Raw genomic sequence first — 24,683 nt, 5'->3', positions numbered from 1 at the left:
TTTTTATTTCTGGACGGATGAATCCGGGGGCTTGTATCCTGGATGCTTGATTGTCAATCTAAAGTCTAAAATCGTTCGACTGAGCGCAACTCGACGCGCGCGCTCGCCGAACTTCTCATCCCGAATTGTCCAATCTCAAATCGACTGAGATCGAATCCGGTTGCATGGGAACAGTTACCGTCTTCAACGAACAACAAACCCAAACTGTAAAAGCACCCGGAAACGACAAGATTTGTCTCGATTTAGCTAACTTGCAAAGTAGACTCTAGCTCTTTCGGATACCAAGCTTGACCGTCGAGAGCCATTTGCTCGATCAAACTCGCAAGCCGCAGAGCTTTGAGAGCTTGTTCTCCTCCCACAGAAGGCTGATTTCCACCCCGCACGCAATTAATAAAATGCTCCAATTCTGCGTGGAGCGGTTCAATATTGCTGGTGTAAACTTTCTCGATCAACCCATCTTGACGGTAAAGCACCTGACCGTAATCCGTCACGTAATTGGCGGTTGTTTGCCGGTGTATCAAAATTTCGTTGTTGAGAAAATCTGCCTCTGTCAGAGAATTTTTGCAGTGAGCCACGATTGAACGGAGTTTGCGGTGTGTCACCTTACTGGCAGTAAGGGTGGCGACAATGCCGTTAGCAAAGTTCAACGTCGCTGTCACGTAGTCTAAATAACCTGAATCTGATGCCCTGCTGCCGCTAGCCGTCAGCTTCACCACTTGGGAATCTGCCAATTCCAAAAGCAAGTCGATGTCGTGGATCATTAAATCCAAAACTACCGATACGTCGTTAGCCCGCTGGGAATAGGGACTCATCCGGTGAGCTTCCAATGCCAGTAACTCTTCAGTTTTCAGCACTTTGCCGAGTTCCTGAAAAGCTGGATTGAAGCGCTCGATGTGACCCACTTGTAAAATCCGGTGGGCCTCAGCAGCCGCGTTGACCAAAGATTCGGCTTCGGCAATGCTGGCCGCGATCGGCTTTTCAATTAAAACGTGAACACCCGCTTGGAGACAAGACATCCCCACAGGGTGATGCAGGCGAGTTGGAACGGCGACGCAAACTGCATCTACGTGGGCGAGCAAATCTCGGTAGTCTTCAAAGAAGCGAACCCGGTATTTGCTTGCTACATCTATTCCCCGCTCTACATTTATATCTGCAACACCGACGAGTTCGATATCTTTTAGCAAGCTCAGAACTCGCGTGTGGTGCTGGCCCATATTGCCAACCCCAATCACCCCAATGCGGAGGGGTTCAGGTTGACTTCGCTGGGCGAAAACGTTTGCGTATCCCAATGACATCCTATCTAGCACTCCTGGATTCTCCTCCACCACCACAGGAATCAAGCCCCTTGGCTTCCCTCAGCTACTCACAGCCATCCAGATAGTACCACAGTCAAACTATTTGTGAAGAATTTCTAAGTTCAGTTGCGATTATCCCATCGGGCAATTAAGCAGAAGCTACTTATACACAAGGGCAGAATACTGGCGTAAAGTTTCTGGAAACTGCGTATTGACAAAATTTATTAAGTATGTATAAGCACCGGGACGATCGTCCGCAGCATCGCAACAACACAAACCTGTCGGAATATTTGGCGATTACGATCAAACATTTTTCTGGTTTCTGTTCAAAAGTAATAGTTAAAGCCATAAATTATACAAATACAACAGAGGACGCATCCGTATTACTTCGGTTATTTACATTCGGCAATCTTTGACTTCAAAAAAATTTACTTTAAGAATGCGGATAATTACGGGCGATTGCTCACTCAAATAAACTAGACTGACGTAAAGCTTAATATAAAAAACAATGTGTCAAAAACTAAGACCCTGATTAGGAAGTGCGCTCGCTAGCACAATTTTAAGTTATGCAGCGGTGTCATTAGCAGGAGTTGACCAAGCACAAGCCGCCGTACTCACCTACAATTTCCAAGTGGAAAATAGTTCACGTAGCGGGTTTTTTAAGTTGAATAACTCCTCGCTTACAGGAATAGGATTTGAATCAATTGCCGTTTCCGACGGAAGATTGGAAGGAGGCGAAAAATATTACAATTTGGCAGGGGCTACAGCTTCTTTTGAGCAAGGAGATTTTCGCGGACTGTTTGCAAGCGGCGGCTACAATGTGATTAGAGAATATATCAGTCCTCCAGACGAGCCAGGAGGGGCTTTTTACTGGGTGCATGAGATCTACGAATCTTGGTCTATAGGATTTACCTATTACTCCTCGACTAATGAGACTGTGCACAGAAAGATCAACTATCAATCCTATATAGAGGATGGATCGATCATCACCGATAGCTATGAGATATACAGTAGATATATCACCTCCGATGCCCATGTTTCTTACACCCTAGTCGATACCGAACCCGAACCAGTTCCCGAACCTCTCGCCGTTGGGGGCACAGCTTTAGCATTGGCAGGTTTAACCTGGTTAAAACACAAGAAAAAAATGGCAGTTTGAAGTGCGATCGCACCTCAACAATTAACCAGTCAGAAGTCACTTTTCAAAGAATATTCGAGTTGCAAAATTTTGCTCTCGATTGGGAGACAGAGCCCTAGCTTTCAAAATCGCGGCTACCAAAAACGCATAGGACAAAACTCCCACCAACGCCAGCAAAAGTACGCTGGCGGCTCCCGACGCATTCCACAAAGCGTGAAGTGTGGAAGCGCTGAAATAACCTACGCCCAAAATTTGCCAGCGCTTCCTAGGTTTGAGGGCGCTCAAACCGATAAAATATCCCAAATAGCCGCTGTAAGCCATGTGTCCGGCAGCGGAACCCAAAATGCGGGGAATTAGCAACTGCAATCCTACTAATTGTCCGGCGTCGGGCCCTGCTTGCAGGGTGACATTTTGGATGACATTGGGAACGTACTGTCCCAGAGTTTCTAACAGTGTAAACCCGACTGCTGAGGCACTTCCTAACAGAATTCCGTCTAAAGGTTCCCACACGCCGATTCGATCGCGCCACGGATTTTTCAGCCAATTTCCCAGCAACATCGCTCCCAAAACGGGCAGGGCTTTCAGCAATTCTTCCATTAGACCCGCCCCGAAAAACATTCTGGTCAAAAAAGGCAAAAAACTGATTGTTTCGCCTTCCATTGGCAGGCGGCCGGGCAAAATTTCTCTAAATACTAATATAAATCCAATTAATAAGGGGCTGATCACAATCAGGACTGTAGCTAAAGCCGAACCAAGCAATACCCACCAAGGCTTATGTTTGCCACACAGTTGATAGATAAAGTAGTAAGCCGCACCGGCGAGGTAAGCTGACAGCAGCAAGTTGAATGCTGCGGAATTTCCAACGGCGACAAACATCGACACGACAACAATAACTGTGGCGATACCTGGATATAAGTAAGCTTTTTGGCTTAATTGTTTGCCAGTGGAGGCGATCGGGAATAATTGAGTTAAAGTGAGAGCGTCTTTTTCGCTACCAGCAAAATTGCCCGTTTGTGGTGCTCTTAATCCGGGTTGATTTTGGTAAGGGGTTAGGGGAGATTCAAATATAAATTCAGGGCCCTCAAGGCCGAGACTGATGCGATCGCCTGTTTCTAAAGTTTGGCGGCCTGAGAGCTTTTTTCCGTTGATATAAGTTCCGTTAGCGCTGTTGAGGTCGCAAATTTCCCATCTCGTCAAAGTACCCTGAGTTAGGGGACGGATCAGGGCGTGGCGACGGGAAACCATGCCGTGGGCGATCGACTCTAAAGCTATTTGACAATTGCGATCGCGTCCGATGACCAATTCCCCATCTTCAGAAAGTTGGTATTTGGATGCTGGGGTTCCCACAGCGTCTTTGGCTGGCACTTGTCGCAGAAATCCGATTTCATTAGTCATGAGTTATGAGTCATTAGTCATCAGTCATTAGTCATTGGTCATGAGCTCGCGATCTGTTAGCTGATGTTATTTTTGAGCAGTCTTTATTCCACAGTTATTTGTTGTTAGCTGCTGACTAATTACTAATTACTAATTACTCCTAACTGCTGACTAATGACTAATGACTAATAACTCTGCTTATAGATTTGCCCTGGCATCCTGAACGGCTGCATAGAAAAATATGCCAGTTAGCGGTACGCTCAGGGCGAGGATGATGCCCGTGACTAAATTGCCAAGTTGAGCTTCTCCCGATGACAGCTCAAAGATGGAGCCGACTGCCGCGATCGCAGTGATGCACGAAAGAGCTAAGAGTAAACCACTTTTCGGAGTTCCTGCCATCATACTGATTTTACTGCCTTTGGCGAAAATTTCTGCTTGACTAATGCTTCATTCAGTGCCAGCTTGTTTTCTACTCTGTCTACAAACAGCACTCCGTTGAGGTGATCCATTTCGTGCTGAATTGCCCTCGACAGTAAGTCTGTTGCTATCAGGGTTTGTGGGCGGCCGTATTCGTCGCGGTAGGAGACTTCAATGACTTCTGGGCGTTTGACTTCTAAATAAACTCCCGGAATGCTCAAACACCCTTCTTGCAAGATGCAGATATCGCTGCTGCTACTTTTGATGGTGGGATTGATCAAAACCATTGGGGGTGTGGCGGGGTTTTCCGGGTCGCAGTCGAGCACGATTACTTGTTTGTTGACTCCGACTTGGGGGGCGGCCAAACCGATGCCATCGGCACTGTACATTGTTTGCAGCATTTCTCGGACTAGCTGCCGAATTTCTGCATCGACGCTTTTGACGCGCTTGGCTGGCTGCCGCAGGACGCGATCGCCTAATGTGTGTATTGTTAGGGGCGGTTTTTCTAACTTTTTCTTTTCAATCAAGACCTGAGCCGTCATAGAACCTCGCGGGATGTTTGGAAACCCCCAACGAAAGCTGTTGGGGGAGGAAATTGGAACCAATACTATTATTTCCAATATTAATCTAATTGTGAACTACCCAGCGCGGATGCTATCGCATACAGCGTGGGCTTCTGTCTTCGTAGGGGAGTGCCTCAGATTGGACTTACGCCCCACCTGTGGACTTACCTTCCCTCCAACAGCAGAGACGGCCGTTCCATCCGTCTTTAGCATTCTGATACCTTCATTCCTGATATTTGTTGCAGCATTGCCATCTCTGTCGTGATGAGTGCCACAGTGAGAGCAAGTCCACTCGCGCACATCTAGAGACATTTCCGAGACTTGATGCAAACAAACTGAACAGGTTTTGGAGCTAGGGAACCATCGATCAATTTCTACTAACTTACCGCCTTTGCGGTCTAATTTGTAGCTCAGGAAATTGAAAAACATTCCCCAGCCAGCATCAGATATAGCTTTAGCTAAGCAATGATTACGAACCATGCCTTTAACATGAAGATTTTCTACTATGACAACTTGGTTTTTGTTGACCAGCTTTGCGCTGAGTTTATGCAGAAAATACAGCCGACTATTGGCTACCCGTTCGTGTACCTTAGCAACTGATTTTTTAGCTTTTTTGCGAGAATTACTACCATCCTTTTTACGCGCTAACTTTTGCTGCTTACGCTTGAGATTTTGTTGATATTTTACAAAATGTTGAGGATTCTCAAACTTAGAAATCTTAGTGCCGTCGGCAACGATCGCAAAGTGTTTTAATCCTAAGTCAATCCCAACGATTTTCCCAGAGGTAGAAATTTCTGGATTTTCACCTTCAATCTCAAATAAAATTGCAGCAAAGTATTTACCCGAAGGGTTTTGGCTAACTGTGACAGTTTTGATTTTTCCGTCAATCGGTCTATGTAATTTTGCTTTGACTACTCCAAGTTTAGGGAACTTGAGTTCAGAGTCAGAAACGACTTGAACATTTTGGGGGTATTGAATCGACTGCTTATGCTTTTTTGACTTGAACTTAGGAAACTGAGCTCTTTTGTCAAAAAAGTTTTTATAGGCAGTCGTGAGATTAAGCGTAGCCGCCTGTAGCACTTGACTGTAGCAGTCACTTAACCATTCATATTCCTTTTTTAGTGCTGGCAGTAAAGCATTTAATGCAGATTGTCCAAGCCCTTTGCCAGTCTCTTGATAGACTTCAATGGACTTATTAAGCGCGTAATTCCACCACCAACGAGCGCAACCAAAACTCTGTGCCAGATGCTGGGACTGCCTATCGGTAGGGTATAAACGAACTTTGACAACTTTGCGTAGCATTTACTTACTGCTAATTGCTATTAATAATAAATATTATATCAAAGGTTTTGCCGATCTGCAAAGATCGGCACTCAACGGACTACGATTAGAGTGCGGGACTTCCCGCTTGTTAGTTAAGTAGCCATGACTGGAAACCCACCAAACCAACAGCCGATTATTTCTCTGGGGCTTTCGCCTGTTTTAGTGGCGGTAGAGCTTTTAGGTGCGATCGCGATTTTGCTGGCTGTTTTGCTCATCGTCAAGTTTTGGGCCGTTTTGCCCGATCAAATTCCGATTCATTTCGGCTTGGGGGGGCTGGCTGATGCTTGGGGCGACAAGGTGACGATTTGGATATTGCCGGCGGTTGCTGCCATTATTTTTGCGGTTTTAACTGCGATATCGCGCTATCCGCATACTTGTAATTATCCGGTACGGATTACTTCTGACAACGCTCGCCGGCAATATCTGTTGGGGCGAGGCCTTTTGGTTTGGCTGAAGGCGGAGATTTGCTGGCTGTTGGCGTTTGTGGTGCGGCAGCAAATTCTTGTCGCTTTGGGCAATGCTCCAAGGTTGAGTATGGAGTTACTTTTAGGGTTAGTTGTTTTGATGTTTGGGACGGTTGGCGTGTATTTGCTCAAGGCTTATTTGGCTCGCTAGATGTAGCGCCAAAAACTTACATCTACCCAAAGACCCAGTTTCTTTGTATTAATAAAAATTAAGACCAGATGATATTATGTCCTCACTACCAAAGAAAAAAAATTAGTTTGTAGTCAGGACTAAACTCGTCATATAACTTTGAGGACTTTAGTCCTCATTATAAACATTTTTGAGGGCGGCTAATTGACAATCAAGCATCCAGGATATAAGCCGCCGGATTCATTACGAAAGCAGACTCAGGACCCAGAAATAAAAAACCTGTATCCGATGAAACTTGCCGAACGTATTTATCTCGCGCAAGTCAATGCTTCAATGCTTCAATTCTAAAATCTAAAATCTAAAATCTAAAATCTAAAATCGATTGACTGGACATAATAGGAATCACAGGCCAGAGGTTTGTGCTACGGTAAACGCCGATCGACTAACCCATCAAATATGTTTGCTGATTGTTCATCGGCAATACTCGCAGCCGTTGATTTTTCAAATCTGGTTCTAATCCTAGTTCTTCCATTGGAATCACGCCCAACAAAACAGCAGAAACGCCTTCGGGCAATTCTAAACAATCAAATCTGCCTTCTCTCCCCTCTACAATAATTTGAGCGTCGGCAAAAATTCTACCCTTTTTTATGCCCGCTGATGTTTCTACATCTCTTTCTCCTACTTGTATTAAGCCTAACTGCCTAATAATGCGAGCTGGCAAGGAAAGCAGAGTTGCTCCCGTATCGACAACAACGTTATCGAGGATAACAGAGCGCACTTCCTCAGCAGAAATAAATCCCCGTTCCGCCATAACTCGATCGATGCGATTCGTGACGCTGATTGTAGTGATTACTTGACCCATTTGTTTTTCTTGCAGATTGGGGAGTACGAGTGTCATAATTATGTTACCTCTTTGAGTGCATTTTATGGTACATTTTTGGGCTGTTTCGTCCGCTCGAATATTAAACCATCAGATATGTTTGTTCTTCATTCATCGGCAATACTCGCAGCCGTTGATTTTTTAAATCGGGTTCTAAGCCTAGCCTTTCCATCGGAATCACGCCCAGCAAAATCGCATCAACTCCTGCGGGCATTTCAAGGCTGTCAAACACTGCTTGTCGCCCTTCAACTTCCAGCATAATATCTTGAAAAATCCGCCCTTTTCTGATTCCCGCAGCAGTTTCTACATTGGTTTCTCCAAGCTGGCTTAAACCCAACTGGCTGATAATGAAAGCTGGTAAGGCAAGCAGAGTGGCTCCGGTATCTACTAAAACTTTATCGAGAGTTAATGAACGAATTTCACCCGCAGGAATGAACCCCCGCTCAGCTAGGACTTGATCGATGCGATTCGTTACGGTGATTGTTGTAAGAACTTGACCCATTTGTTTGCCTTGCAGATTGGGCAGCACTAGTGTCATATTATGTTACCTTTTTGACTGCAATTGGTGGAGATTTATATTGTAATATTATCTAGAATCCTGCTTGGTTAGTTAAAATCGTTTTAGTGACCGGCTAAAATTAGAATTTGCCTCAACGCATGACACCAGAAAACAACTCTTCTCAACCCAATCGCCCTGAGTCTAACGTGACTGTAGAAAGTCAGAACGGTGCGAACCCTACTGTGGCACCAGAATCAGGGACAATCGTCGCTACTGCGGAACCGGAAAAACCGGTGCCGCCGCCTCCAACTCGCAAGGTTTTTTTGCCACAGCAGCCGGAACAAACGACTACTGAGAAGTCGGGATCGGTGCTGACGCTGGGGTTGATCGCAGCGATGATTTTTGGGCTCGCCAATGACAACATTTGGCTGGGCTTAATGGGCGCTGTCGGTGCGATCGGCGTATCGCTGCGGTTGATGTGGCCGAGTTGGGGCAAAATCTGGGCGCAGGTAATTCCGCCGACTTGGCGCACTCTGATCGTCGCCTGCTTCGGGCTTTTAGCTGGGATTGTTGGCTTGCTGATGCTCAGCGGTAGTAATACTGAACCGGGAAGCCGCAACATCCAAATCAACTGGGACGCCATCGGCGCTCTCGGCGAGCTGATCGGCGCTTTGGGCCAAATTTTGATCGCGATTTTGGGCGTTTACGTGGCTTGGCGGCAGTACGTGATCTCGAAAGATTTGACGATTCAGCAAAATCGAATTACGCAGCAGCAAACGATCGATGCTTATTTTCAAGGGGTTTCCGACTTAGCCCTTGACGAACAAGGGTTTTTGGAAGACTGGCCGCAGGAAAGGGCGATCGCAGAAGGCCGCACCGCTGCGATTATGAGCAGTGTAGATGCTGAAGGTAAAGCTAAAATTCTGCGGTTTTTGTCGCAGTCGAGATTGGTTACTCCTCTGAAGCGCGATCGGCTTTTAGGCCGCCCCATCCTTGACGGCGACGGCGGCTACGCTGAAGATAGAGATCACGGTATCCGCGTTATCGATCTCAATGTCATGTTAGCGGGTGCTGACCTGGCTGGCACCGATTTGCGGTGGACGGATTTGAGCGAAGCCAACCTCGTCCGCGCCAATCTCAGCAAGTGCGATTTAGTGAAAGCCAACCTCTCGCGCGCTGTCTTGTACGACGCCAATCTCGCTCGCGCCGACATGAGAGCGGCCGCATTATTCTACGGCTCGGCACAAACTGCATCCCCCCGCAGCCGTACCGAATTTCCCAACTATCAAACGGGTGAACATACCGGCGCTGTGGTTGAACGCGCTGATTTCACCGCTGTCAAGCGGCTGTCGGACGAGCAGCGCTATTACTGCTGCGCTTGGTGTGGCTCGAAGTCGAGAGAGACTATTCCCGGTGGCTGCGAAGGGATTCCCAATAAACTCGGACGTTAAAATTAGCAGTACGCCTGTACTTACGTATATATTTGGCGATCGCTCGGGAGCGGACTATACTTTAATTTTAAATCTACAGTCTTGCGCTGTTTTAGGCATGACAAATACTGATTTAGGGTTAGAAGTAATTCCGCACCGTCCGCGTTCCAAAAGCAGGGACGGGTTAATTTTTGTAATTGCTATGTGGTTTCTGAGCCGATCGGTAATTGCGATCGGGATGCAGATAATTGCTCCTTTAGCCTCCCTCCCGCCAGAGAATTGGGCCCCTCTAAGTTTTGTCAGTGGCTTCCTTCCCAAAAGTGGCTGGGAACTGTTTTCGCACTGGGACGGTAAATGGTACGTCCAAATCGCTAATTTAGGCTACACCTATGCAGATGACGGGCCGCACCATTCTGTGGCTTTTTATCCCCTGTTTCCTTTGCTGATGCGTGGGTTGACGACTCTGGGAATGCAAGTGGAAGTAGCAGGGGTACTCATCAATAGTTTGGCCTTTCTGGGTGCCTTAGCCGTGGTCTACTTTTGGGTGGAGGAGCGATACGATGCTGGTGCAGCAAAGTGGGCAACTGCTGTGCTAGCTTGGTGTCCGTTCTCACTATTTTGCACTGTCATATACACAGAAGGATTGTTTTTGTTCCTGACAGCATCGGCTTTACGAGCTTTTGAAAGGGGCGAGTATATTTGGGCGGCTTTTTGGGGAGCTTTGACGACTGCTACTAGAGGCCCAGGATTAGCCCTGATACCTACTTTTTTGCTGACAGCTTGGAGGGAAAAAAGACCTCCCCTCGCTTATGCTGCTGGTTTTGCTAGCGCGATCGGGTTTTTTTCATTTATTTTATATTGTGCTATTAATTTGGGAGATCCTTTAGCATTTATTCACATCCAAAAACACTGGCCTCAGCCTACTTGGTGGGAGATATTTAAGGACTTGTTCAGTTTCAGCTTGTACGCTGCTACTAAAGTTGGGATGGTTTTTGGCGGTGGCTTTTTGTTGTGGTATTTACGAAAAAGGTTGAGCATTACAATCATTTGCTTCGGTTTTTGCTCTTTGGCCCTGCTGGTTACTTCGGGAGCTTTACACTCGGTAGAGCGCTACGCTTACGGTATTTTGCCACTGTCAATAGGTGTCGGCTTGTTATTGGCGGCTAGGCCTCGTTGGGGTTACGGGTTGATGGGATTGTTTGGTATATATCTGCTGCGCTTTTCCGTGAAATTTGCTAGTTGGCTGTGGGTAGCTTAGGGGCGATCGCTCTTAATATCTTTTGCCCAAACTTAATTTACTCTATTTCCCAAGCTGCCTGAAAAAAGTCTCTTTCGCACAGCATGGCGTAGCGATAGGTTGCTTCTACTTCTGGCACAGCTTCTGCGTAGCGATCGACCAAACTTTCCAGCCGTTTTGCTAAAATCTCAAAATCCGGGCTGCTATAGGTGGAAATCCAGTCGCTAAATGCGTGTTCCGGTATATCAGGTTTAGCTAGCTGCTGTCCCAAAAAAGCATACAACCGCAAGCAAGGAGTCATCGCGGCTGCTGTCAAACCTACACCACTTCCCCAGGCTGTCGCTAATAAAAAATCTGTGTAGCGGCGGGTAGCGATTCCCGGTTTTGCCTCTGGCAAGTTTACACCCCATTTGGCTGCATATCCTTGATGCAAACGAAGTTCTTCTAAAACGCCGCTACCGAGATTGTGGAGAATTTCAAACCCCTCCCAGTCGGGTGCTTTTGCTGCAGCGATACTGTAAGCGCGAGCGAATGCTCCCAGAAAAAATGCGTCTTGTGCAATGTAATATGCAAAACTATTTTGGGGGAGGCTGCCGTCAGCAATGCCTCTGACAAAGGGATGTTGCAGACAAGCTTCGCTTAAGTCTTGATTGGCTTGCCAAAGATAATTGGAATTTGTCATGCAATTTTGAATCGATGGGTTATGATTGTATTTTTTATAGTCTGACTAAACATCTATGATAACAGATATTTTCGTTGGGCGTGCGTCAGTCTTATGGTGTCTTTTATTTTTCGTATTTAAGAAAATAGATAAGTTTTGGTACACTGCTATTTTGTCGGCTGCTGTTGTCTGGCTCAAAGAGCGAAATTACGTGCCGAACCTCTCTCGTGAAGCAGCCAGGGTGTTTTGGGAAAAATAAACTTTTGATTTAACGGTTGAAAAGCCAATTCTTAAACAGAAACTGCAATGAACGATACACCTAAGTATTCCTTGGTAATTCCTATCTATAACGAAGAAGAAAATCTCGCTGAATTGTATCGGCGCATTAGGGCCGTGATGGATCGAATGGACGGCCCAGTAGAATTAATTTTAATCAATGATGGCAGTCGCGATCGCTCTCTCGAACTTTTGCGAGAATTGCACGAAAAAGACTCGCGAATTTGTTACCTCAGCTTTGCCCGCAATTTCGGTCATCAAATAGCTGTAACTGCTGGTTTAAACTTTTCTAGAGGTCAAGTTGTAGTTATCATGGACGGCGATTTACAAGACCCGCCAGAGCTAATTATAGATATGGTAGAACAGTGGCGGCAGGGCTATCAAGTTGTTTACGCTCAACGCACTCAACGCCGTCAAGAAGGTTGGTTTAAGCGGTTGCCCGCTTATATGTATTATCGCATTTTGCGCCATCTTGCTGATGTTGATATACCCATAGATACCGGAGATTTTTGTTTGATGGATAGGTGCGTCGTGGATGTCCTCAACGCCATGCCAGAACGCAATCGTTACATTCGGGGACTGCGGGCTTGGATTGGTTTTAAACAAACGGCGGTTAAGTTTGAACGCGATCCGCGTTTTGCAGGCGAGGTTAAGTATACCTTCAGAAAATCTTTAAGTTTGGCGATGAATGGTTTAGTCTCTTTTTCAAAAGTTCCCCTCAGACTTTCGATTTATATGGGGTTATTTGCTGCATTTATATCTGTGTTAATGGCTTTTTTGATTTTGTATTGGCGGCTTTTCTATCCAAGTTCTGCCTTAACTGGTTTGACAATTGTGATGATGGCGGTTTTCTTTTTGGGTGCGGTGCAGTTGGTGAGTATTGGAATTTTGGGCCAGTATATAGGGCGGATTTACGAGGAGGTGAAGGGCCGGCCACTTTATACGCTGGCAGAAGTGGCTGGTTTCGATCCATTTCGTCAAAAAAATGGTAAATAAGCAGGATTTTTTTACTATCTTGACGGCTTAAAGATAGCGGTTGTATGGTACGTCTGCTTAATCACCTGAACCCTGAACCACATTCAAAATGCGGGTTGCTGATTCATTATTTTCTACTTAATTTCAGCCGATATAAACTCCTGATGCCATTGTTGAGCGACTCTATCCCATCCAAATGAATCTTTAAGAGCTAATGCTTCCTGTCTTAAAGAGTCTTGTTTCTCAGGATTTTTTAGCAAGTCAATCACTGCTGCAACCAAAGCATTATTAGTTTCCTCATCGCCCGCAGGCCCCTTAATTCTGATACCTGATTTTACAGTGTCATCTAAACCTGCATAAGTTGTCACCACAGGAACACAACCAGCAGCTTGCGCTTTCCAAGCACTAATACAGAAAATCTCCGCCGCAGTATGACAAGGATAAACCCAGATGCCTGATTTGAATAATTCTTCCACTAACTCATTGTGTCCAATCCTGCCATGTTCATAGACATTTTCTTGCTCGAAAAGTTGTAAAAGTTTTTGCTTTTTATCTGGTAAGTATGGAAATTTATCAATATAAGGTGAATTAATTAAAGCATCAATTCCTTGCCAACCATAAAAAATATGTAATTCAACATCAGGCACTTCTTTGAGAACTTGATCCCATTGAGTCAGTAAATTTTCAATACCTCTTGCATAATCACTAATCGAAATTAGCCTTTTGGGATTTCTAGCAATTCCTGTTAAATTGAAATCTTCGAGATTAATCCCATTGGTTGTTAAAAAAATCTTGTCTTCAGGAATCCAGTCTGGGAGCAGAGATTTATGAAAATTTGACAACATAAAAATTTTGTCAAAACTTGCCAGAAATTCTAAACGCTGAGACTCTTCTACAGGAGGAAATAATTTCGGGTTATCGTGCATCCAGACAGCAGTTTTTCGAGCTTTCACTTTCATACGCATAGGTTGTGTCCAAACACGATGAAAGATTAAGACATTAAAGTTATCTTCGGTATTGAATTTCTCAACTGACTGATAAACTACTCCCTTATATTCCCCTTCCATATCACCGCAGCGATTAAAAACAGTAACCTGGTAGCCTAATTTAACTAATTCTTGACTTAAGTAAATAATCGCTTCTTCACTTCCGCCAATACCTTTATTCACAGATAGAGGAGACCAATCTTCTAGATGAAATGGAAAATTGGAATAAATTACAATTGAGTTATTGTCCCAGTTCATATTATTTGACTATTCCAAATTTTGACATAGATATTGTATAGTAAAATTAGATATTTGTCAAATAAATTTCCGAAATCAAGAGGATTTAATTTTGTGTCACTGACTCACACAACATTGTTAACGTCGTTTTTTGATTGATACACACTTTTTCTATGACTGTCATCACATCATCAGCAAATAACTGTGCTGTTCGATCGCTGATGACAGGTTCTACATAAATAAAGTTGCAAAATAACTGCTCATTTAGCGTGAGAACACCTAACCAAAAACAATCACCACCAATATGTTGAGGAGTGGCAAAGTATAATTCCTTGATTTTTAGCTTTTCGGCTTTATATCGAAATTTAAATTTGCCTCGATTGGAAATTGCAAAAAGATTATTCCTTCCCATAGTATCTTCTTTACTCACTATAGAGTTAATAACGAGTTCCTTGATTGTATCTATGTCAAGATTACGTAATTTACTTTGTAGTAGTCTAGTTATATGGACACCGCTAATTAAAGAATCATGTATTTGGGATTTACATTCTCTAGCTAAATCCCAAAAAGATGTATTTGGCTCAACTAACTGATTAAACCCCAGCACAGATATAAAACAACCTAGATTTTGGCCTGTGATTTCAGGCTCACAATATTTTCTCAAATTTACAGGTAAACCATAGGAGAAATTTACCTGTGTATCTATTGATAGTAATTTGCCAGCAGCAAATAGCATAGCCGCACACATAGCACCATGCACAGTTGTTTTTTCTTGTTTGCATTTATCAATGAGTATCTTAGTTTTTTCTTGACTAAGCATTCGCGGTAGCATCCGAGTCAAACGTTCATTTGCGGATGCTTGATGTTCAATAATTAATTGTGGTGGTAGAGTTTGTTGTTCATTTGCGAGTTGAGGATTTTCTCTTGGGTGTTGAGTGGGAATCTTATAAGTAAGTACATTTTCTATGGGAGAAAGAAATTCTAGTGATTCTACTTGAGATATATTCTCTCCTTCTTTAATTGCCTGATAATAAAATAACAAATCATCAATAAAGCGCATACATGATATGCCATCTACAATTCCATGATGAAAGGTAATAATCATTTCACAGGTATTTTGATGTTGATGAGAATACAAAAGAGTTAAACGACACAGAGGATTTTTCCCTGGTGTGAATTTTGTATGTAGTTCTTTTTCAGCAATTTTAATTGCTTCATTTTCATCTTGTTTGTAGATAACTTGTACGGGAATTTCTGTTATACCTGTCGATTGAAAATATAATCCATCCTCAGACTCAACAATGTAAACTTGGAGCATGGGATGACGCTGTTGGACTAATTTAAGAGCTTGTTGAACAACATCCGATGTTAAAATCCCTTCCAGAGAGACAACATTTACAATTAGCCCACCTCCCACATCATGGCCTAGGGCCATCGACATTTCTACCAACCCAAGTTTTCTGCTGAAAGATTTCATTTGAATTTTATCTAATTTCAAAGTTTATCTACATTTATGCAATTGCTCAATTATCCCTAATTGAGTTGTATGTAAGTTAGTTTCTTCATCAACCGCAGGTTCATTAATTCTGATACCTGATTTCACAGTTTCATTTGTGTAACTCACTCAATACTTCGGACAGTTTTTGGTTGTCACCGGCATAATTAGGGTTTGAGCCAAGTCAAAACTCAGGAAAAATCAACGATTCCAGCCATTTTACCCCAAAGTGTCAGAACTATTGTAACTGACTCATCTGGGAGTGTCACAAAGAGGCCTAGGAACTAGACTAAATAAGGGTGGCAGGTTGTATACCCTGTTGAGAAAAGCAAAGTTTATTTGGAGTTAGGTTCATTAACTCTTGCACATCTACTGAATATTGAGCCAGATCATTGACCCAGGGGTCTCCATCTCAACCAACGCCTTCATGTACTCCGTATGCGATAATTTTTTGTCTGTTATTGAGAGGGCGGCATACATATTTTGATATCGGCATTTTATGAATTTTATCGCATTTAAATACAGCACAACTTTAGGCGAGGGTTATTAACAACATGATTTTAATGATTTGGCTTCTCCTTAAGCTAGTTCCTTCGCGCATTGTAACATCGAGCTTTACCATTTCGGAACCTTTCTTCAATTGCCATGCGCTGGCTGTAACCATCGCTCTCTAGTGACAACGAGCCTAAATCTGTGAGAATAAACTTGCGCGTCTTTAAGTTTATATCCCTGATAGTTGCGTTTCTATTTACAGGCAAGATCAAACCCTGCTAAGGGTCGGCTTTTCCTGAATCTTACTCCTTGAAAGTATAAACCAGTTGCTGGTTATACTCCTAGCTGACGAGGTGAAAACCGAGTTGAAAGACTTATCATCGCAAGCTGTTTTAAGCGTATTCCGTTGTGATGGTAGTGCGATTGTCTCTAGTTTTTTTTGGGAGTTTACCGAGCGATTGAGTGCTTCAGATGATAACTTTGCCTCCATTGAAGCCGCCGTAGAAGAAGGATGCACCGTTTATGGCAACCTGCTGAAAACCATTGGGCTTATCCTACCCGTCAACGGTGGAGAGGCGATGACCATAGTGGTGGGAATCTTGGCTGGTACCACCTTGCCAATTTTGCCCGTGCAGATTCTCTGGGTGAATATGGTGAGTTCCGTCGCGCTTAGTGCCACTCTAGCTTTTGAGCCCTTATAGGCTGACACTATGCGCGGTTTGCTCCTCTTGCATAATGTGATAGCGATCGTCAGTCTAATTGGCGCGGCTGGAATTTATGCGTTTGAGCGCAAATTTCCTAATGGTAGTGCTGGCATTAATGACTATGGCACTGTGCTGTGGTGGAAGCGAATGTTGATGAGTACGATCGGCTCTGATTACTTTCCGAAGACAGCCCAAGGGCGGGTGCTTTGTTTTTTGCTGGCGTTGTGTGCGATCGCCCTATGCGGTTATTTGACAGCAACGCTGCCTACATTTTTTGTGAGTCAGAATGCTGAGAGCGATCGATCAGAAATAGCAGCTACACAATCAATTCAAGCAGTGTCAACCGAAATTACTGCACTGCCAAGGTTCAATCCTGCTTGACGAAAAGGTTTAGACCTGTGAATTGCTAACCTTGGATTTGAGCATGAGGTCGATCGCTCTTGATGCGATACTAGAGAAACGATGATGTCTGTCCAATTATAGATCACCTTTTACTCTAAACTCTTCCAAGCGAGAGATGATTTTTGATTTTGGGAAATTTACTATAATAATACCCTCTAGCCACTCACATAAAACTACTTAAAACAAGGGAAAAAACAAGCCGAATAAATTCATGACAGGGAATAAAAAAAAAATTGATCCAGGATAAATCCTATATTGCACTGTTCAATAGTGCGGACTATTTTTCTAGGACCCAATGGCTAATTTTCTATGACTTTGAACCCCGGTGGATAATTAAATCAATGTCATCTCCACTCCTGACTTGCATTTAATTCGACTTTTTTATGTTCCTTGCCCTCTAAAGCTTGTAGTATCATCCCCCAAAAAACCAACTGTATTGAATGTCAACCTGGTTATATTTATTACATTGACACGAGAAACTCATGGAAAACACATTGTTCGATCGCACATTCCGCGACAGCGAAGGCCAAATTGTTATAGCTCAGATGCCAAATCTACCACTGAGTGTCGGGATTATAGCTAGTTTATTAACGCTCATTGTTACAACAGGAAAAGTTAATCTAGGATTGGAGCTAGTCGCCTTTGGCTCTTTGTTTACTTGGGCTTGGGAAGAATTATTTCAAGGCGTTAATTACTTTCGTAGAGCATTAGGTCTGATTGTGCTTGTTGGTCTAATTGCGGGGAAACTTCAATAATTAGGTAAGCATAAATCAAATCAAGAAGGTATATAAGCTGTCACGCATTTAAATTGCATATTCTGGGCGGGCGGGACGCCCACCCCACCCCAAGGGGATTGTTTTGTGACATTCAGTTTAAATGCACAACAGCTTAGCACTGGGAGCATCTCAATGAAAGCAGCCCAGCTATAAATTGGAGTTTTGAGGCAGGAGTTTTGAGGCTCTCTTGCTGCGGGGAAAGAGGAAGAAGGAAGGAGCCCGAATAAGTGTTTTTACAAATATGAGATGCTCCCTCCCGATCGCGGGCATGGTGATCAGTCTTCTGGATATTGATGAAATGCGTGGCGAAAAGACAGAACAACCTTCTGGTTGATGTTGAAGCTAGTTGGCTTGAGGTTTCGGTTAAGATATTTTGTTGTGAATATCTGGAAGAGAAATTATGAAAGGTTTAAAGGGAAAAAACGCACTCATTACTGGAGCGAGTTCAGGCATTGGGCAGGCGATCGCCATTCGTCTCGCCCAAGAAGGTTGCAACATTGCCGTTAACTATCGCAAAAGCTTAGAAGAGGCAGAAGATACTGAAGAAATTGCTCTGCAAAAAGCCTGTGGACAAGCATCGGAATGCGGGGTTGAAACGCTATTAGTTCAGGGAGATGTCTCCAAAGAAGACGACATCCTTCGTATGCTGAATACTGTCATTGAGAAATTTGGTAGTCTCGATATCCTGATTAATAATGCTGGGATTCAAACAGAAAGCGCATCCCATGAAGTGCCAACCGATGAATTCGATCGCGTGATTGCAGTAAATTTGCGAGGTGCATATCTCTGTGCGCGGGAAACTATTAAGCACCTATTGAGTCAGCAACGCCCTGGGGTGATTATCAATATTTCCAGTGTGCATGAAATCATTCCCCGCCCGATGTATATCAGCTATTCCATCAGCAAAGGTGGCATGGGTAATTTAACCAAAACCCTAGCGTTGGAATACGCAAACCGAGGCATCCGCGTCAATGCTATTGCGCCCGGTGCAACAATTACACCGATTAATGAAAGCTGGACTGACAATCCAGAACAAAAGGCAGTAGTGGAAAGCCATATCCCAATGGGACGGGCAGGCACATCGGAGGAAATGGCGGCATCTGTTGCCTTTCTCGCATCAGATGAAGCGGCTTACATTACGGGACAAACGCTCTATATTGATGGTGGATTGACCCTCTATGCTGACTTTCGCGAATCTTGGTCTGCCTAAACTGACAATGAACCACTTGCTGAGTTGCGGAATGACTGTGAACTGCTGAAATTGAGGGATAGGTTTCATAAGAAATGATTCTTTTGGATAAATTTAGGCTCGCTGCGATCGAGCCTAAATTGGCGTTAAATAGCGCCTTGATTATGAACCGCAGAGGGCGCAGAGGACACAGAGAGGGGAGAAGAGGATCAAGGGGATATAAAACCCATATTTGGGATTACTTGTAACTAGATTCTACCAAGATGACAGGAAGAGGACTGGTTTCTAATACGGCTTGAGAAACTGAACCTACTAGCACTTGTTCCCAAGGTTGATGCCCTCGTTTTCCGATCGCAATATATGTCACTTGCCGAGCTTGCGCCACGCGGATAATCTCCTCTGGCACTGTACCAGAAAGACTCAGGAACTCATAGCGAATATCTGATAAGATTCGTTGTGCTTGTTGTTGTAATTGGGCGATCGCCTTTTTATCTCCCAGGTTATCCACATACAAAACAATCACATCCCCGTCACTGCGCCGAGCTAAGTCTGCGGCCTTAGTTAAAACATCTGTTGTTAGGGGGGAAGTGTCTACGGCGGCGAGAAAAACTGGACGACCGGAAATAGCTACTTTTGTCGGGTCAACTTCGCCTTTTTCTAATAGTTTGGGAGCAAAAGTGGGAATTGCCCATGCACCCAAGGGAGCGGTTACTAAAATTGAGAGGGCTGCGATCGCCAAAATCGTCTCGCCACCAGCAATCCCCTGAGCTAGAGGAATCGCCCCAATCGCCGCTTGCACCGTTGCCTTAGCGGAATTTCCTGCTAGCAAAAACAGCCGTTCTTTCCCAGTCCAATTACTACCCAAGGTGGAAAGATACCAACCGAGCGATCGCCCAATCAGAGTCCCGATCGCCAACACCAACAGACCAACCAGTAAGGTATTGCCTAATACATTAAGTTGAATACTGGCTCCCAGCAACACAAACAAAATAATTTCCGCGATCGTCCACAAACTATCAAAGCCACCCCGCAATCTTCGTGCTAAAGGTGCATCCAACTCAATCAGGAAAAACCCCGCCGCCATGACAGCCAAATAGCCAGAGAAAACCGGAATATGTTCGGCTGATACTACCAGCCCTAGGGCAAAGCCAGCAGCGACTAGGGAGTCCTGAACCGCAGTTTGAGTCCAGTTTTGCTTGACTAATAGTGATACCAAAATTCGAGCAGTCACCCATCCCAAAAGCACCCCCAAGGTAATTTGGATGATGATTTGAAAGGGCAGCAATTGCAGAGGGCTGAGGATGATTCCTCCCAGTAAGGTAATGGTTGTAGCTTTCCCTTGGGACAGAAACGCTAGCAGTAGGCTAAACACCAGCAACAGCAATACATCTGACAAGGCACTTCCCGTCAGAATCGCATCGGGAATTCCTTTTTTTACTCCCCAACCTAGACTTTTTAACCGCAGCATTCCGGGAACAATTACTGCTGGAGATTCTGCGCCAATGATGCAGCCTAGCAGTAGCCCCGTCAAAAAATCAAACTGAAGTAGCCACATCGCAGCGACAGCAATAGAGATAGCCTCGCAAGCTGCAGGCAGAAAGCCTAATCGCAGCGCCACGGTTCCCTGTTGGGATAGCTTTTCGCGATCGAGTCCTAACCCCGCCTTCATTAAAATCACCATCACGGCAATGGTGCGAAGGGAATTCGCTGCGCCCAAAACCTCTGGGCTAATGACATTCCCCAGTTGCGGGCCTAATAAAATGCCCACCAGCACCATACCTACGAGTGCTGGAGCTTTCAGCCGTCGAGCAATCTGCCCGACAAAAAAGCCCATTAATAAAATCCAGATCATACTTTCTAACATCACGCCACCTTGAAGCTGAATGGATGAACGTGACTTGTAGGGGAAAGATCGATCGAGGCATTCGCACCATCCTACCCTTCCGCCACAAGTCGGAACAGTAGGAGCCATCAGCCTTTTAAACGTTATGAAGATTATTAATAACGCAGGGCGGTTTCGGCGAGCTCCATCGCCATCATTACTTTTATACCACTATTGAAGCTCATCTTCCATTTCCGTGCCCCTTCCCTAACGCTATTTAAGGGAGGATTTTTCCCGTATAATTTCATTGATTCTCCAATATTGATGAATTTAGGGTGCTCTGGGTTGCACCTAACCCATATTACTTCTGAAGGTAGCAATGCTGCTCTTGCCCCCAAATGCTGCTACAATAATGAGTTGTGAACTTCTTTTTTTCTTTGTTTTTTTTCTTTCTTAAGTCTGCGTGTTCAGTGTTCTTTGCGGTATCTAAAAAAAAACTAATGTTGAAACTTTACGAATATTTTATCTCTGGAAATTGCTACAAAATCCGCTTGCTTTTAACTCAGCTTAACATTCCCTGCGAGCGACGGGAAATTGATATTATAAAAGGAGAAAGCCGAACTACTGAATTTTTGATTAAAAATCCTAACGGGCGTATTCCTGTTTTAGAAATAGAACCGGATCATTTTCTATTTGAATCTAATGCAATTATGTTTTATTTGAGCGAAGGAACAGAGTTTTTCCCCAGTGATAAAGTTGAACGCGCTCAAGTCATGCAGTGGTTATTTTTTGAACAGTACAGCCACGAACCTTTTATTGCTACTTCTCGTTTTTGGTATTTGACAGGTAAAGCTGAAGAATATCAAGAAGCACTTAAACAAAAACAAGCACCGGGTTATGGTGCTTTGGGGGTGATGGAACAGCATTTAGCAAACCATGCTTTTTTTGTTGGCGATCGCTATACTATTGCTGACATCGGTTTATTTGCTTACACTCACGTTGCGGGCGAGGGCGGATTTGATTTAACTAGATTTCCGGCAATTCAAACTTGGATCGAGCGAGTAAAAAATCAACCTCGATATATTAGTATCGCACATAAATAAAAGTTGTTCGTAGTAAGTACGAAGAATCTTAATTGACTAAAAGCATCAACTGAGGACTGAATTCCTTACTGCAAACTTATTATGTCCGATGGTAAGTTACGAATCGCTATATTTTGCCCAATCTCGCTCGATCGCCTCGCAGCATCTGCCACCTTCAAAGCGTACAAACTACTGGCAGTATTCACGTACAAAGGCGTACCGTTTGACAAATATTCCAACACCATATCGGTGTCTTTGGCAAACAAGCCGCGCCGCGTTCCTACTTTGATGTTGCGCCGATTGTCTCCCTGAATTAATTGACCGGATTCGGGAGTAAAAACCAGCGTTCCTGCTTCTCCGTAGATGGTAAAAATGTTTTCCGACTGCCAAAAAGTCTCTCCTTTTCCATAAACAGCTTCAGCGACAAGGCCATTGGCAAAGCGCAACTGTGCATTGCACAAACAAGCTTTGTAGAAATCCGGCTGACTGTCCCAAAATTGAGCTTGACAGTTAACGCTTGTCACTTCCCCGAACAAATCAGTAAATCGGTGCAGTCGCGAAATTGCACCAACTAACGGAAAGCCAAAGAGGGAATGTTGATAAGTCCACCGCTGTGGCGCTGGGTGTTGAGGACTCATAGTAATGTAGCGGGCGTAAAAAACTTTACCGACTAATGGCAAAGATTCTTTGATCGCTTGGTGCAAACCGCCTAACAGTTCGATGTGTTCGATGTGGAGGAGTTTTTGCTTTTGGGTGGCAAGTTCGATCGCCCTTTCTGCTTCAGATACATCTAAAGATAGAGGATATTCCACCACAACGTGCTTGTCATTTTCGAGCGCGGCCAGGACGATCGCCCCGTGATCCCGGTTCACCGTACAGACAATTACCAAATCTAAATCGTCTCTTTCTACCAACTTGCGCCAGGAAACCGCAGCTTCTGCCCCGAACCCTTGACAAAATGCTGCGGTTTTCTCCGGGCTGTGGCCCGCAACCGCTACCAAGTGCGATCGCCCATCAGCTTGAATTGTCTCGGCCCTCAACTTAGCGGCAAAACCAGTACCCACAATCCCCACGCGAATTGGAGAATTAACTGAAAAACCAAAGCGAGTATCAATATTAGTCATGGGATTTGAGATTTAAGATTTTAGATAGTTACAGACTTGCGGTGCAGGGGTTTAGGGGTTCTATGGCCCCGATTTTAACCTGTGGTTGTGGTGCGATTTATGCGATCGAGCCTTCAACACCCAAGTCTTGATGTCGATCTAACTATACATTTCACCGCCTGCTGGGACTTGCCTTGCAGCAAGTCTTGCTGAAACTCGATCGACACACCGCATACCCACAACCCGGTTTTTGTGCTGTAGGGCTCAAAACAGGATTTTTCCTAGAAACCGGATTATTTAGCGCAAGTCTTGCGGCAACAGTATCACACGGCTGAACCCAACATAGGTATAAGTAATAAAGATGAAATTAGAAAAAGTTATAACTAATCCCATTCAAATTTTTTGTAAATAAGTGTTGCAACCTTGCTTCTTTCCCCTACTATCATAGAGGGAACAAACCTAAGAGCTAACCTCAAAGCTAATAGAGCCTTGAAGGTTGCATTAGGAAAAATTATCAATATTGTTGAATTTTTGAGAGGATTTAGTGCATGGCGACTTACAAAGTTACCCTCATCAGCGAAGCCGAAGGAATTAACCAGACCATTGACGTTGATGAAGATACTTACATTCTCGATGCTGCTGAAGAAGCAGGACTTGACCTCCCCTACTCTTGCCGCGCTGGAGCTTGCTCCACCTGCGCCGGCAAAATCATATCAGGCACTGTTGACCAATCCGACCAATCTTTCTTGGACGATGACCAAATCGAGGCCGGATTTGTCCTCACCTGCGTCGCCTATCCCAAGTCTGACTGTACGATCGAAACTCACAAAGAAGAAGAGCTCTACTAAGAAAGGACGCTCTGCGTGATACCCTAAGAAACCCGGTTGCTCGTTTCCAGAATTAAGCTGAAATACGGCAATTATGTTAAGAAACCGGGTTTCTGTGTCTAACACTGCAACAAAGCCGCCAGCAGTCTCTCACTCCCATCTATGAATTCGTAGCTGTTTGAGCAGATAGCTGACCAAATAATTTTAGATTTTAGATGGCAGATTTTAGATTAACTGTGAAACCAATCTAGAATCCAAAGTCTAAAATCTAAAAGTTTTACGACTGATATTTAGTCTCGCGTTGCGCGGACTTTGTTTGTGTAGTGCCGATGATTTAAATCCGACTTTAGTATGTATAAGTAATCAAGATGAAATTTAAAAAAGTTATAACTAATCCCATTCAAATGTTTTGTAAATGAGTGTGTCCACCTCCCTTCTATCCCCTACTATCATAGAGGGAACGAACCTAATGCCTAACCTCAAAGCTAATAGAGCCTTGAAGGTTGCATTAGGAAAAATTATCAATATTGTTGAATTTTTGAGAGGATTTAGTGCATGGCGACTTACAAAGTTACCCTCATCAGCGAAGCCGAAGGAATTAACCAGACCATTGACGTTGATGAAGATACTTACATTCTCGATGCTGCTGAAGAAGCAGGACTTGACCTCCCCTACTCTTGCCGCGCTGGAGCTTGCTCCACCTGCGCCGGCAAAATCATATCAGGCACTGTTGACCAATCCGACCAATCTTTCTTGGACGACGACCAAATCGAGGCCGGAATGATCCTCACCTGCGTCGCCTATCCCCAGTCTGACTGCACGATAGAAACTCACAAAGAAGAAGAGCTGTACTAAAAAAGGAGCCGTCAGCCATCTGCTCTAACTCCAAGCTATTGATTAATAGTA

The 24,683-nt window shown here is 44.3% G+C and carries 23 protein-coding genes, 1 pseudogene and 1 riboswitch; of the genes and pseudogenes, 12 read left to right on the top strand and 12 right to left on the bottom strand.

All coding sequences use genetic code 11. The annotated features are described in order from the left end of the window. Window positions 1-242: 242 nt before the first annotated feature. On the bottom strand, window positions 243-1,295 hold the full coding sequence (locus tag QUB08_RS16570) for a Gfo/Idh/MocA family protein (protein WP_006635844.1): 1,053 nt from the start codon (window positions 1,293-1,295) through the stop codon (window positions 243-245). A 574-nt stretch (window positions 1,296-1,869) separates the two neighbouring features. Between QUB08_RS16570 and QUB08_RS16565 the strand changes: the two genes are divergently transcribed. Further along, on the top strand, window positions 1,870-2,454 hold the full coding sequence (locus QUB08_RS16565) for a PEP-CTERM sorting domain-containing protein (protein ID WP_333225732.1): 585 nt from the start codon (window positions 1,870-1,872) through the stop codon (window positions 2,452-2,454). 36 nt (window positions 2,455-2,490) lie between these two features. On the opposite strand, the gene QUB08_RS16560 is transcribed toward QUB08_RS16565, so the two are convergent. The 4 genes from QUB08_RS16560 to QUB08_RS16545 form a co-directional block, all read right to left on the bottom strand. Then, complete coding sequence (locus QUB08_RS16560) at window positions 2,491-3,828, bottom strand: PrsW family glutamic-type intramembrane protease (protein ID WP_333225731.1); 1,338 nt, start codon at window positions 3,826-3,828, stop codon at window positions 2,491-2,493. A gap of 177 nt (window positions 3,829-4,005) precedes the next feature. Continuing rightward, complete coding sequence (locus tag QUB08_RS16555; protein WP_199292547.1) at window positions 4,006-4,206, bottom strand: hypothetical protein; 201 nt, start codon at window positions 4,204-4,206, stop codon at window positions 4,006-4,008. Beyond that, on the bottom strand, window positions 4,206-4,766 hold the full coding sequence (def, locus tag QUB08_RS16550) for a peptide deformylase (RefSeq protein WP_333164427.1): 561 nt from the start codon (window positions 4,764-4,766) through the stop codon (window positions 4,206-4,208). The genes QUB08_RS16555 and def overlap by 1 nt, the downstream gene beginning before the upstream one ends. A gap of 96 nt (window positions 4,767-4,862) precedes the next feature. Next, window positions 4,863-6,089: an RNA-guided endonuclease TnpB family protein gene (locus tag QUB08_RS16545; RefSeq protein ID WP_333225730.1), complete on the bottom strand. Its 1,227-nt coding sequence runs from the start codon at window positions 6,087-6,089 to the stop codon at window positions 4,863-4,865. A 123-nt stretch (window positions 6,090-6,212) separates the two neighbouring features. On the opposite strand from QUB08_RS16545, the gene QUB08_RS16540 reads away from it, so the two are divergent. Further along, on the top strand, window positions 6,213-6,725 hold the full coding sequence (locus QUB08_RS16540; RefSeq protein WP_333225729.1) for a DUF1648 domain-containing protein: 513 nt from the start codon (window positions 6,213-6,215) through the stop codon (window positions 6,723-6,725). A 421-nt stretch (window positions 6,726-7,146) separates the two neighbouring features. Here the strand turns inward: QUB08_RS16540 and QUB08_RS16535 are convergent, their stop codons facing one another. Next, the gene (locus tag QUB08_RS16535) at window positions 7,147-7,602 is read right to left on the bottom strand and encodes an aspartyl protease (RefSeq protein ID WP_333225728.1); all 456 of its coding nucleotides are present in this window, start codon (window positions 7,600-7,602) and stop codon (window positions 7,147-7,149) included. 64 nt (window positions 7,603-7,666) lie between these two features. Continuing rightward, a complete protein-coding gene (locus tag QUB08_RS16530) occupies window positions 7,667-8,122 on the bottom strand; it encodes an aspartyl protease (RefSeq protein ID WP_333225727.1) in 456 nt (151 codons plus the stop codon). 119 nt (window positions 8,123-8,241) lie between these two features. Here QUB08_RS16530 and QUB08_RS16525 point away from each other — a divergent pair, with 119 nt between their 5' ends. Beyond that, window positions 8,242-9,534: a pentapeptide repeat-containing protein gene (locus QUB08_RS16525; RefSeq protein ID WP_333225726.1), complete on the top strand. Its 1,293-nt coding sequence runs from the start codon at window positions 8,242-8,244 to the stop codon at window positions 9,532-9,534. Between the two features lie 97 nt (window positions 9,535-9,631). Next, a complete protein-coding gene (locus QUB08_RS16520) occupies window positions 9,632-10,771 on the top strand; it encodes a mannosyltransferase family protein (protein WP_333225725.1) in 1,140 nt (379 codons plus the stop codon). A gap of 37 nt (window positions 10,772-10,808) precedes the next feature. Here the strand turns inward: QUB08_RS16520 and QUB08_RS16515 are convergent, their stop codons facing one another. Continuing rightward, window positions 10,809-11,432 (bottom strand): TenA family protein, encoded by a 624-nt coding sequence (locus QUB08_RS16515; protein WP_333225724.1) that lies wholly within the window; start codon window positions 11,430-11,432, stop codon window positions 10,809-10,811. A 285-nt stretch (window positions 11,433-11,717) separates the two neighbouring features. On the opposite strand from QUB08_RS16515, the gene QUB08_RS16510 reads away from it, so the two are divergent. Further along, entirely contained in the window at window positions 11,718-12,683 is a 966-nt protein-coding gene (locus QUB08_RS16510) for a glycosyltransferase family 2 protein (protein ID WP_333225723.1), read from the top strand. Window positions 12,684-12,796: 113 nt separating this feature from the next. Here the strand turns inward: QUB08_RS16510 and QUB08_RS16505 are convergent, their stop codons facing one another. Continuing rightward, window positions 12,797-13,906 (bottom strand): glycosyltransferase family 4 protein, encoded by a 1,110-nt coding sequence (locus QUB08_RS16505; protein WP_333225722.1) that lies wholly within the window; start codon window positions 13,904-13,906, stop codon window positions 12,797-12,799. Window positions 13,907-13,991: 85 nt separating this feature from the next. Further along, window positions 13,992-15,383, bottom strand: coding sequence for a condensation domain-containing protein (locus tag QUB08_RS16500; protein WP_333225721.1), 1,392 nt, complete (start codon window positions 15,381-15,383; stop codon window positions 13,992-13,994). A 956-nt stretch (window positions 15,384-16,339) separates the two neighbouring features. On the opposite strand from QUB08_RS16500, the pseudogene QUB08_RS32175 reads away from it, so the two are divergent. The 4 genes and pseudogenes from QUB08_RS32175 to QUB08_RS16485 form a co-directional block, all read left to right on the top strand. Then, a pseudogene (locus tag QUB08_RS32175) lies at window positions 16,340-16,567 on the top strand (hypothetical protein); the annotation flags it as partial. Window positions 16,568-16,582: 15 nt separating this feature from the next. Beyond that, window positions 16,583-16,957 (top strand): ion channel, encoded by a 375-nt coding sequence (locus QUB08_RS32170; RefSeq protein ID WP_445300926.1) that lies wholly within the window; start codon window positions 16,583-16,585, stop codon window positions 16,955-16,957. 503 nt (window positions 16,958-17,460) lie between these two features. Then, the gene (locus QUB08_RS16490; RefSeq protein ID WP_333152057.1) at window positions 17,461-17,733 is read left to right on the top strand and encodes a hypothetical protein; all 273 of its coding nucleotides are present in this window, start codon (window positions 17,461-17,463) and stop codon (window positions 17,731-17,733) included. 421 nt (window positions 17,734-18,154) lie between these two features. Next, window positions 18,155-18,964: an SDR family oxidoreductase gene (locus tag QUB08_RS16485; protein WP_333225720.1), complete on the top strand. Its 810-nt coding sequence runs from the start codon at window positions 18,155-18,157 to the stop codon at window positions 18,962-18,964. A 217-nt stretch (window positions 18,965-19,181) separates the two neighbouring features. Here the strand turns inward: QUB08_RS16485 and QUB08_RS16480 are convergent, their stop codons facing one another. Next, window positions 19,182-20,807, bottom strand: coding sequence for a cation:proton antiporter (locus QUB08_RS16480; protein WP_333225762.1), 1,626 nt, complete (start codon window positions 20,805-20,807; stop codon window positions 19,182-19,184). 91 nt (window positions 20,808-20,898) lie between these two features. Then, window positions 20,899-20,987, bottom strand: a riboswitch (Fluoride riboswitch). Between the two features lie 278 nt (window positions 20,988-21,265). On the opposite strand from QUB08_RS16480, the gene QUB08_RS16475 reads away from it, so the two are divergent. Next, on the top strand, window positions 21,266-21,868 hold the full coding sequence (locus QUB08_RS16475) for a glutathione S-transferase family protein (RefSeq protein WP_333225719.1): 603 nt from the start codon (window positions 21,266-21,268) through the stop codon (window positions 21,866-21,868). 65 nt (window positions 21,869-21,933) lie between these two features. Here the strand turns inward: QUB08_RS16475 and QUB08_RS16470 are convergent, their stop codons facing one another. Further along, window positions 21,934-22,971, bottom strand: coding sequence for a Gfo/Idh/MocA family oxidoreductase (locus QUB08_RS16470; protein ID WP_333225718.1), 1,038 nt, complete (start codon window positions 22,969-22,971; stop codon window positions 21,934-21,936). A 527-nt stretch (window positions 22,972-23,498) separates the two neighbouring features. Here QUB08_RS16470 and QUB08_RS16465 point away from each other — a divergent pair. Together QUB08_RS16465 and QUB08_RS16460 are read left to right on the top strand one after the other, a co-directional pair. Continuing rightward, a complete protein-coding gene (locus QUB08_RS16465; RefSeq protein WP_333225717.1) occupies window positions 23,499-23,798 on the top strand; it encodes a ferredoxin in 300 nt (99 codons plus the stop codon). 534 nt (window positions 23,799-24,332) lie between these two features. Continuing rightward, window positions 24,333-24,632 (top strand): ferredoxin, encoded by a 300-nt coding sequence (locus QUB08_RS16460; protein ID WP_333225716.1) that lies wholly within the window; start codon window positions 24,333-24,335, stop codon window positions 24,630-24,632. Window positions 24,633-24,683 lie beyond the last annotated feature (51 nt).

It is taken from the genome of Microcoleus sp. BR0-C5 (assembly GCF_036705045.1).
In the GTDB taxonomy this organism is placed as follows: Bacteria; Cyanobacteriota; Cyanobacteriia; order Cyanobacteriales; family Microcoleaceae; genus Microcoleus.
The sequence above is the reverse complement of the archived record's forward strand: the minus strand, read 5'-3'. Positions and strand labels throughout refer to the sequence as shown.

Bases quoted from the DNA above. Each gene is read 5' to 3' on its own strand.
- QUB08_RS16465 (WP_333225717.1), top strand. From the start codon at position 23,499: ATGGCGACTTACAAAGTTACCCTCATCAGCGAAGCCGAAGGAATTAAC.
- QUB08_RS16505 (WP_333225722.1), bottom strand. From the start codon at position 13,906: ATGAACTGGGACAATAACTCAATTGTAATTTATTCCAATTTTCCATTT.
- QUB08_RS16490 (WP_333152057.1), top strand. From the start codon at position 17,461: ATGGAAAACACATTGTTCGATCGCACATTCCGCGACAGCGAAGGCCAA.
- QUB08_RS16515 (WP_333225724.1), bottom strand. From the start codon at position 11,432: ATGACAAATTCCAATTATCTTTGGCAAGCCAATCAAGACTTAAGCGAA.
- QUB08_RS16480 (WP_333225762.1), bottom strand. From the start codon at position 20,807: ATGTTAGAAAGTATGATCTGGATTTTATTAATGGGCTTTTTTGTCGGG.
- QUB08_RS16555 (WP_199292547.1), bottom strand. From the start codon at position 4,206: ATGGCAGGAACTCCGAAAAGTGGTTTACTCTTAGCTCTTTCGTGCATC.
- def (WP_333164427.1), bottom strand. From the start codon at position 4,766: ATGACGGCTCAGGTCTTGATTGAAAAGAAAAAGTTAGAAAAACCGCCC.
- QUB08_RS16460 (WP_333225716.1), top strand. From the start codon at position 24,333: ATGGCGACTTACAAAGTTACCCTCATCAGCGAAGCCGAAGGAATTAAC.
- QUB08_RS32170 (WP_445300926.1), top strand. From the start codon at position 16,583: ATGCGCGGTTTGCTCCTCTTGCATAATGTGATAGCGATCGTCAGTCTA.
- QUB08_RS16545 (WP_333225730.1), bottom strand. From the start codon at position 6,089: ATGCTACGCAAAGTTGTCAAAGTTCGTTTATACCCTACCGATAGGCAG.
- QUB08_RS16475 (WP_333225719.1), top strand. From the start codon at position 21,266: ATGTTGAAACTTTACGAATATTTTATCTCTGGAAATTGCTACAAAATC.
- QUB08_RS16510 (WP_333225723.1), top strand. From the start codon at position 11,718: ATGAACGATACACCTAAGTATTCCTTGGTAATTCCTATCTATAACGAA.
- QUB08_RS16470 (WP_333225718.1), bottom strand. From the start codon at position 22,971: ATGACTAATATTGATACTCGCTTTGGTTTTTCAGTTAATTCTCCAATT.
- QUB08_RS16570 (WP_006635844.1), bottom strand. From the start codon at position 1,295: ATGTCATTGGGATACGCAAACGTTTTCGCCCAGCGAAGTCAACCTGAA.
- QUB08_RS16560 (WP_333225731.1), bottom strand. From the start codon at position 3,828: ATGACTAATGAAATCGGATTTCTGCGACAAGTGCCAGCCAAAGACGCT.
- QUB08_RS16485 (WP_333225720.1), top strand. From the start codon at position 18,155: ATGAAAGGTTTAAAGGGAAAAAACGCACTCATTACTGGAGCGAGTTCA.
- QUB08_RS16530 (WP_333225727.1), bottom strand. From the start codon at position 8,122: ATGACACTAGTGCTGCCCAATCTGCAAGGCAAACAAATGGGTCAAGTT.
- QUB08_RS16540 (WP_333225729.1), top strand. From the start codon at position 6,213: ATGACTGGAAACCCACCAAACCAACAGCCGATTATTTCTCTGGGGCTT.
- QUB08_RS16525 (WP_333225726.1), top strand. From the start codon at position 8,242: ATGACACCAGAAAACAACTCTTCTCAACCCAATCGCCCTGAGTCTAAC.
- QUB08_RS16520 (WP_333225725.1), top strand. From the start codon at position 9,632: ATGACAAATACTGATTTAGGGTTAGAAGTAATTCCGCACCGTCCGCGT.
- QUB08_RS16535 (WP_333225728.1), bottom strand. From the start codon at position 7,602: ATGACACTCGTACTCCCCAATCTGCAAGAAAAACAAATGGGTCAAGTA.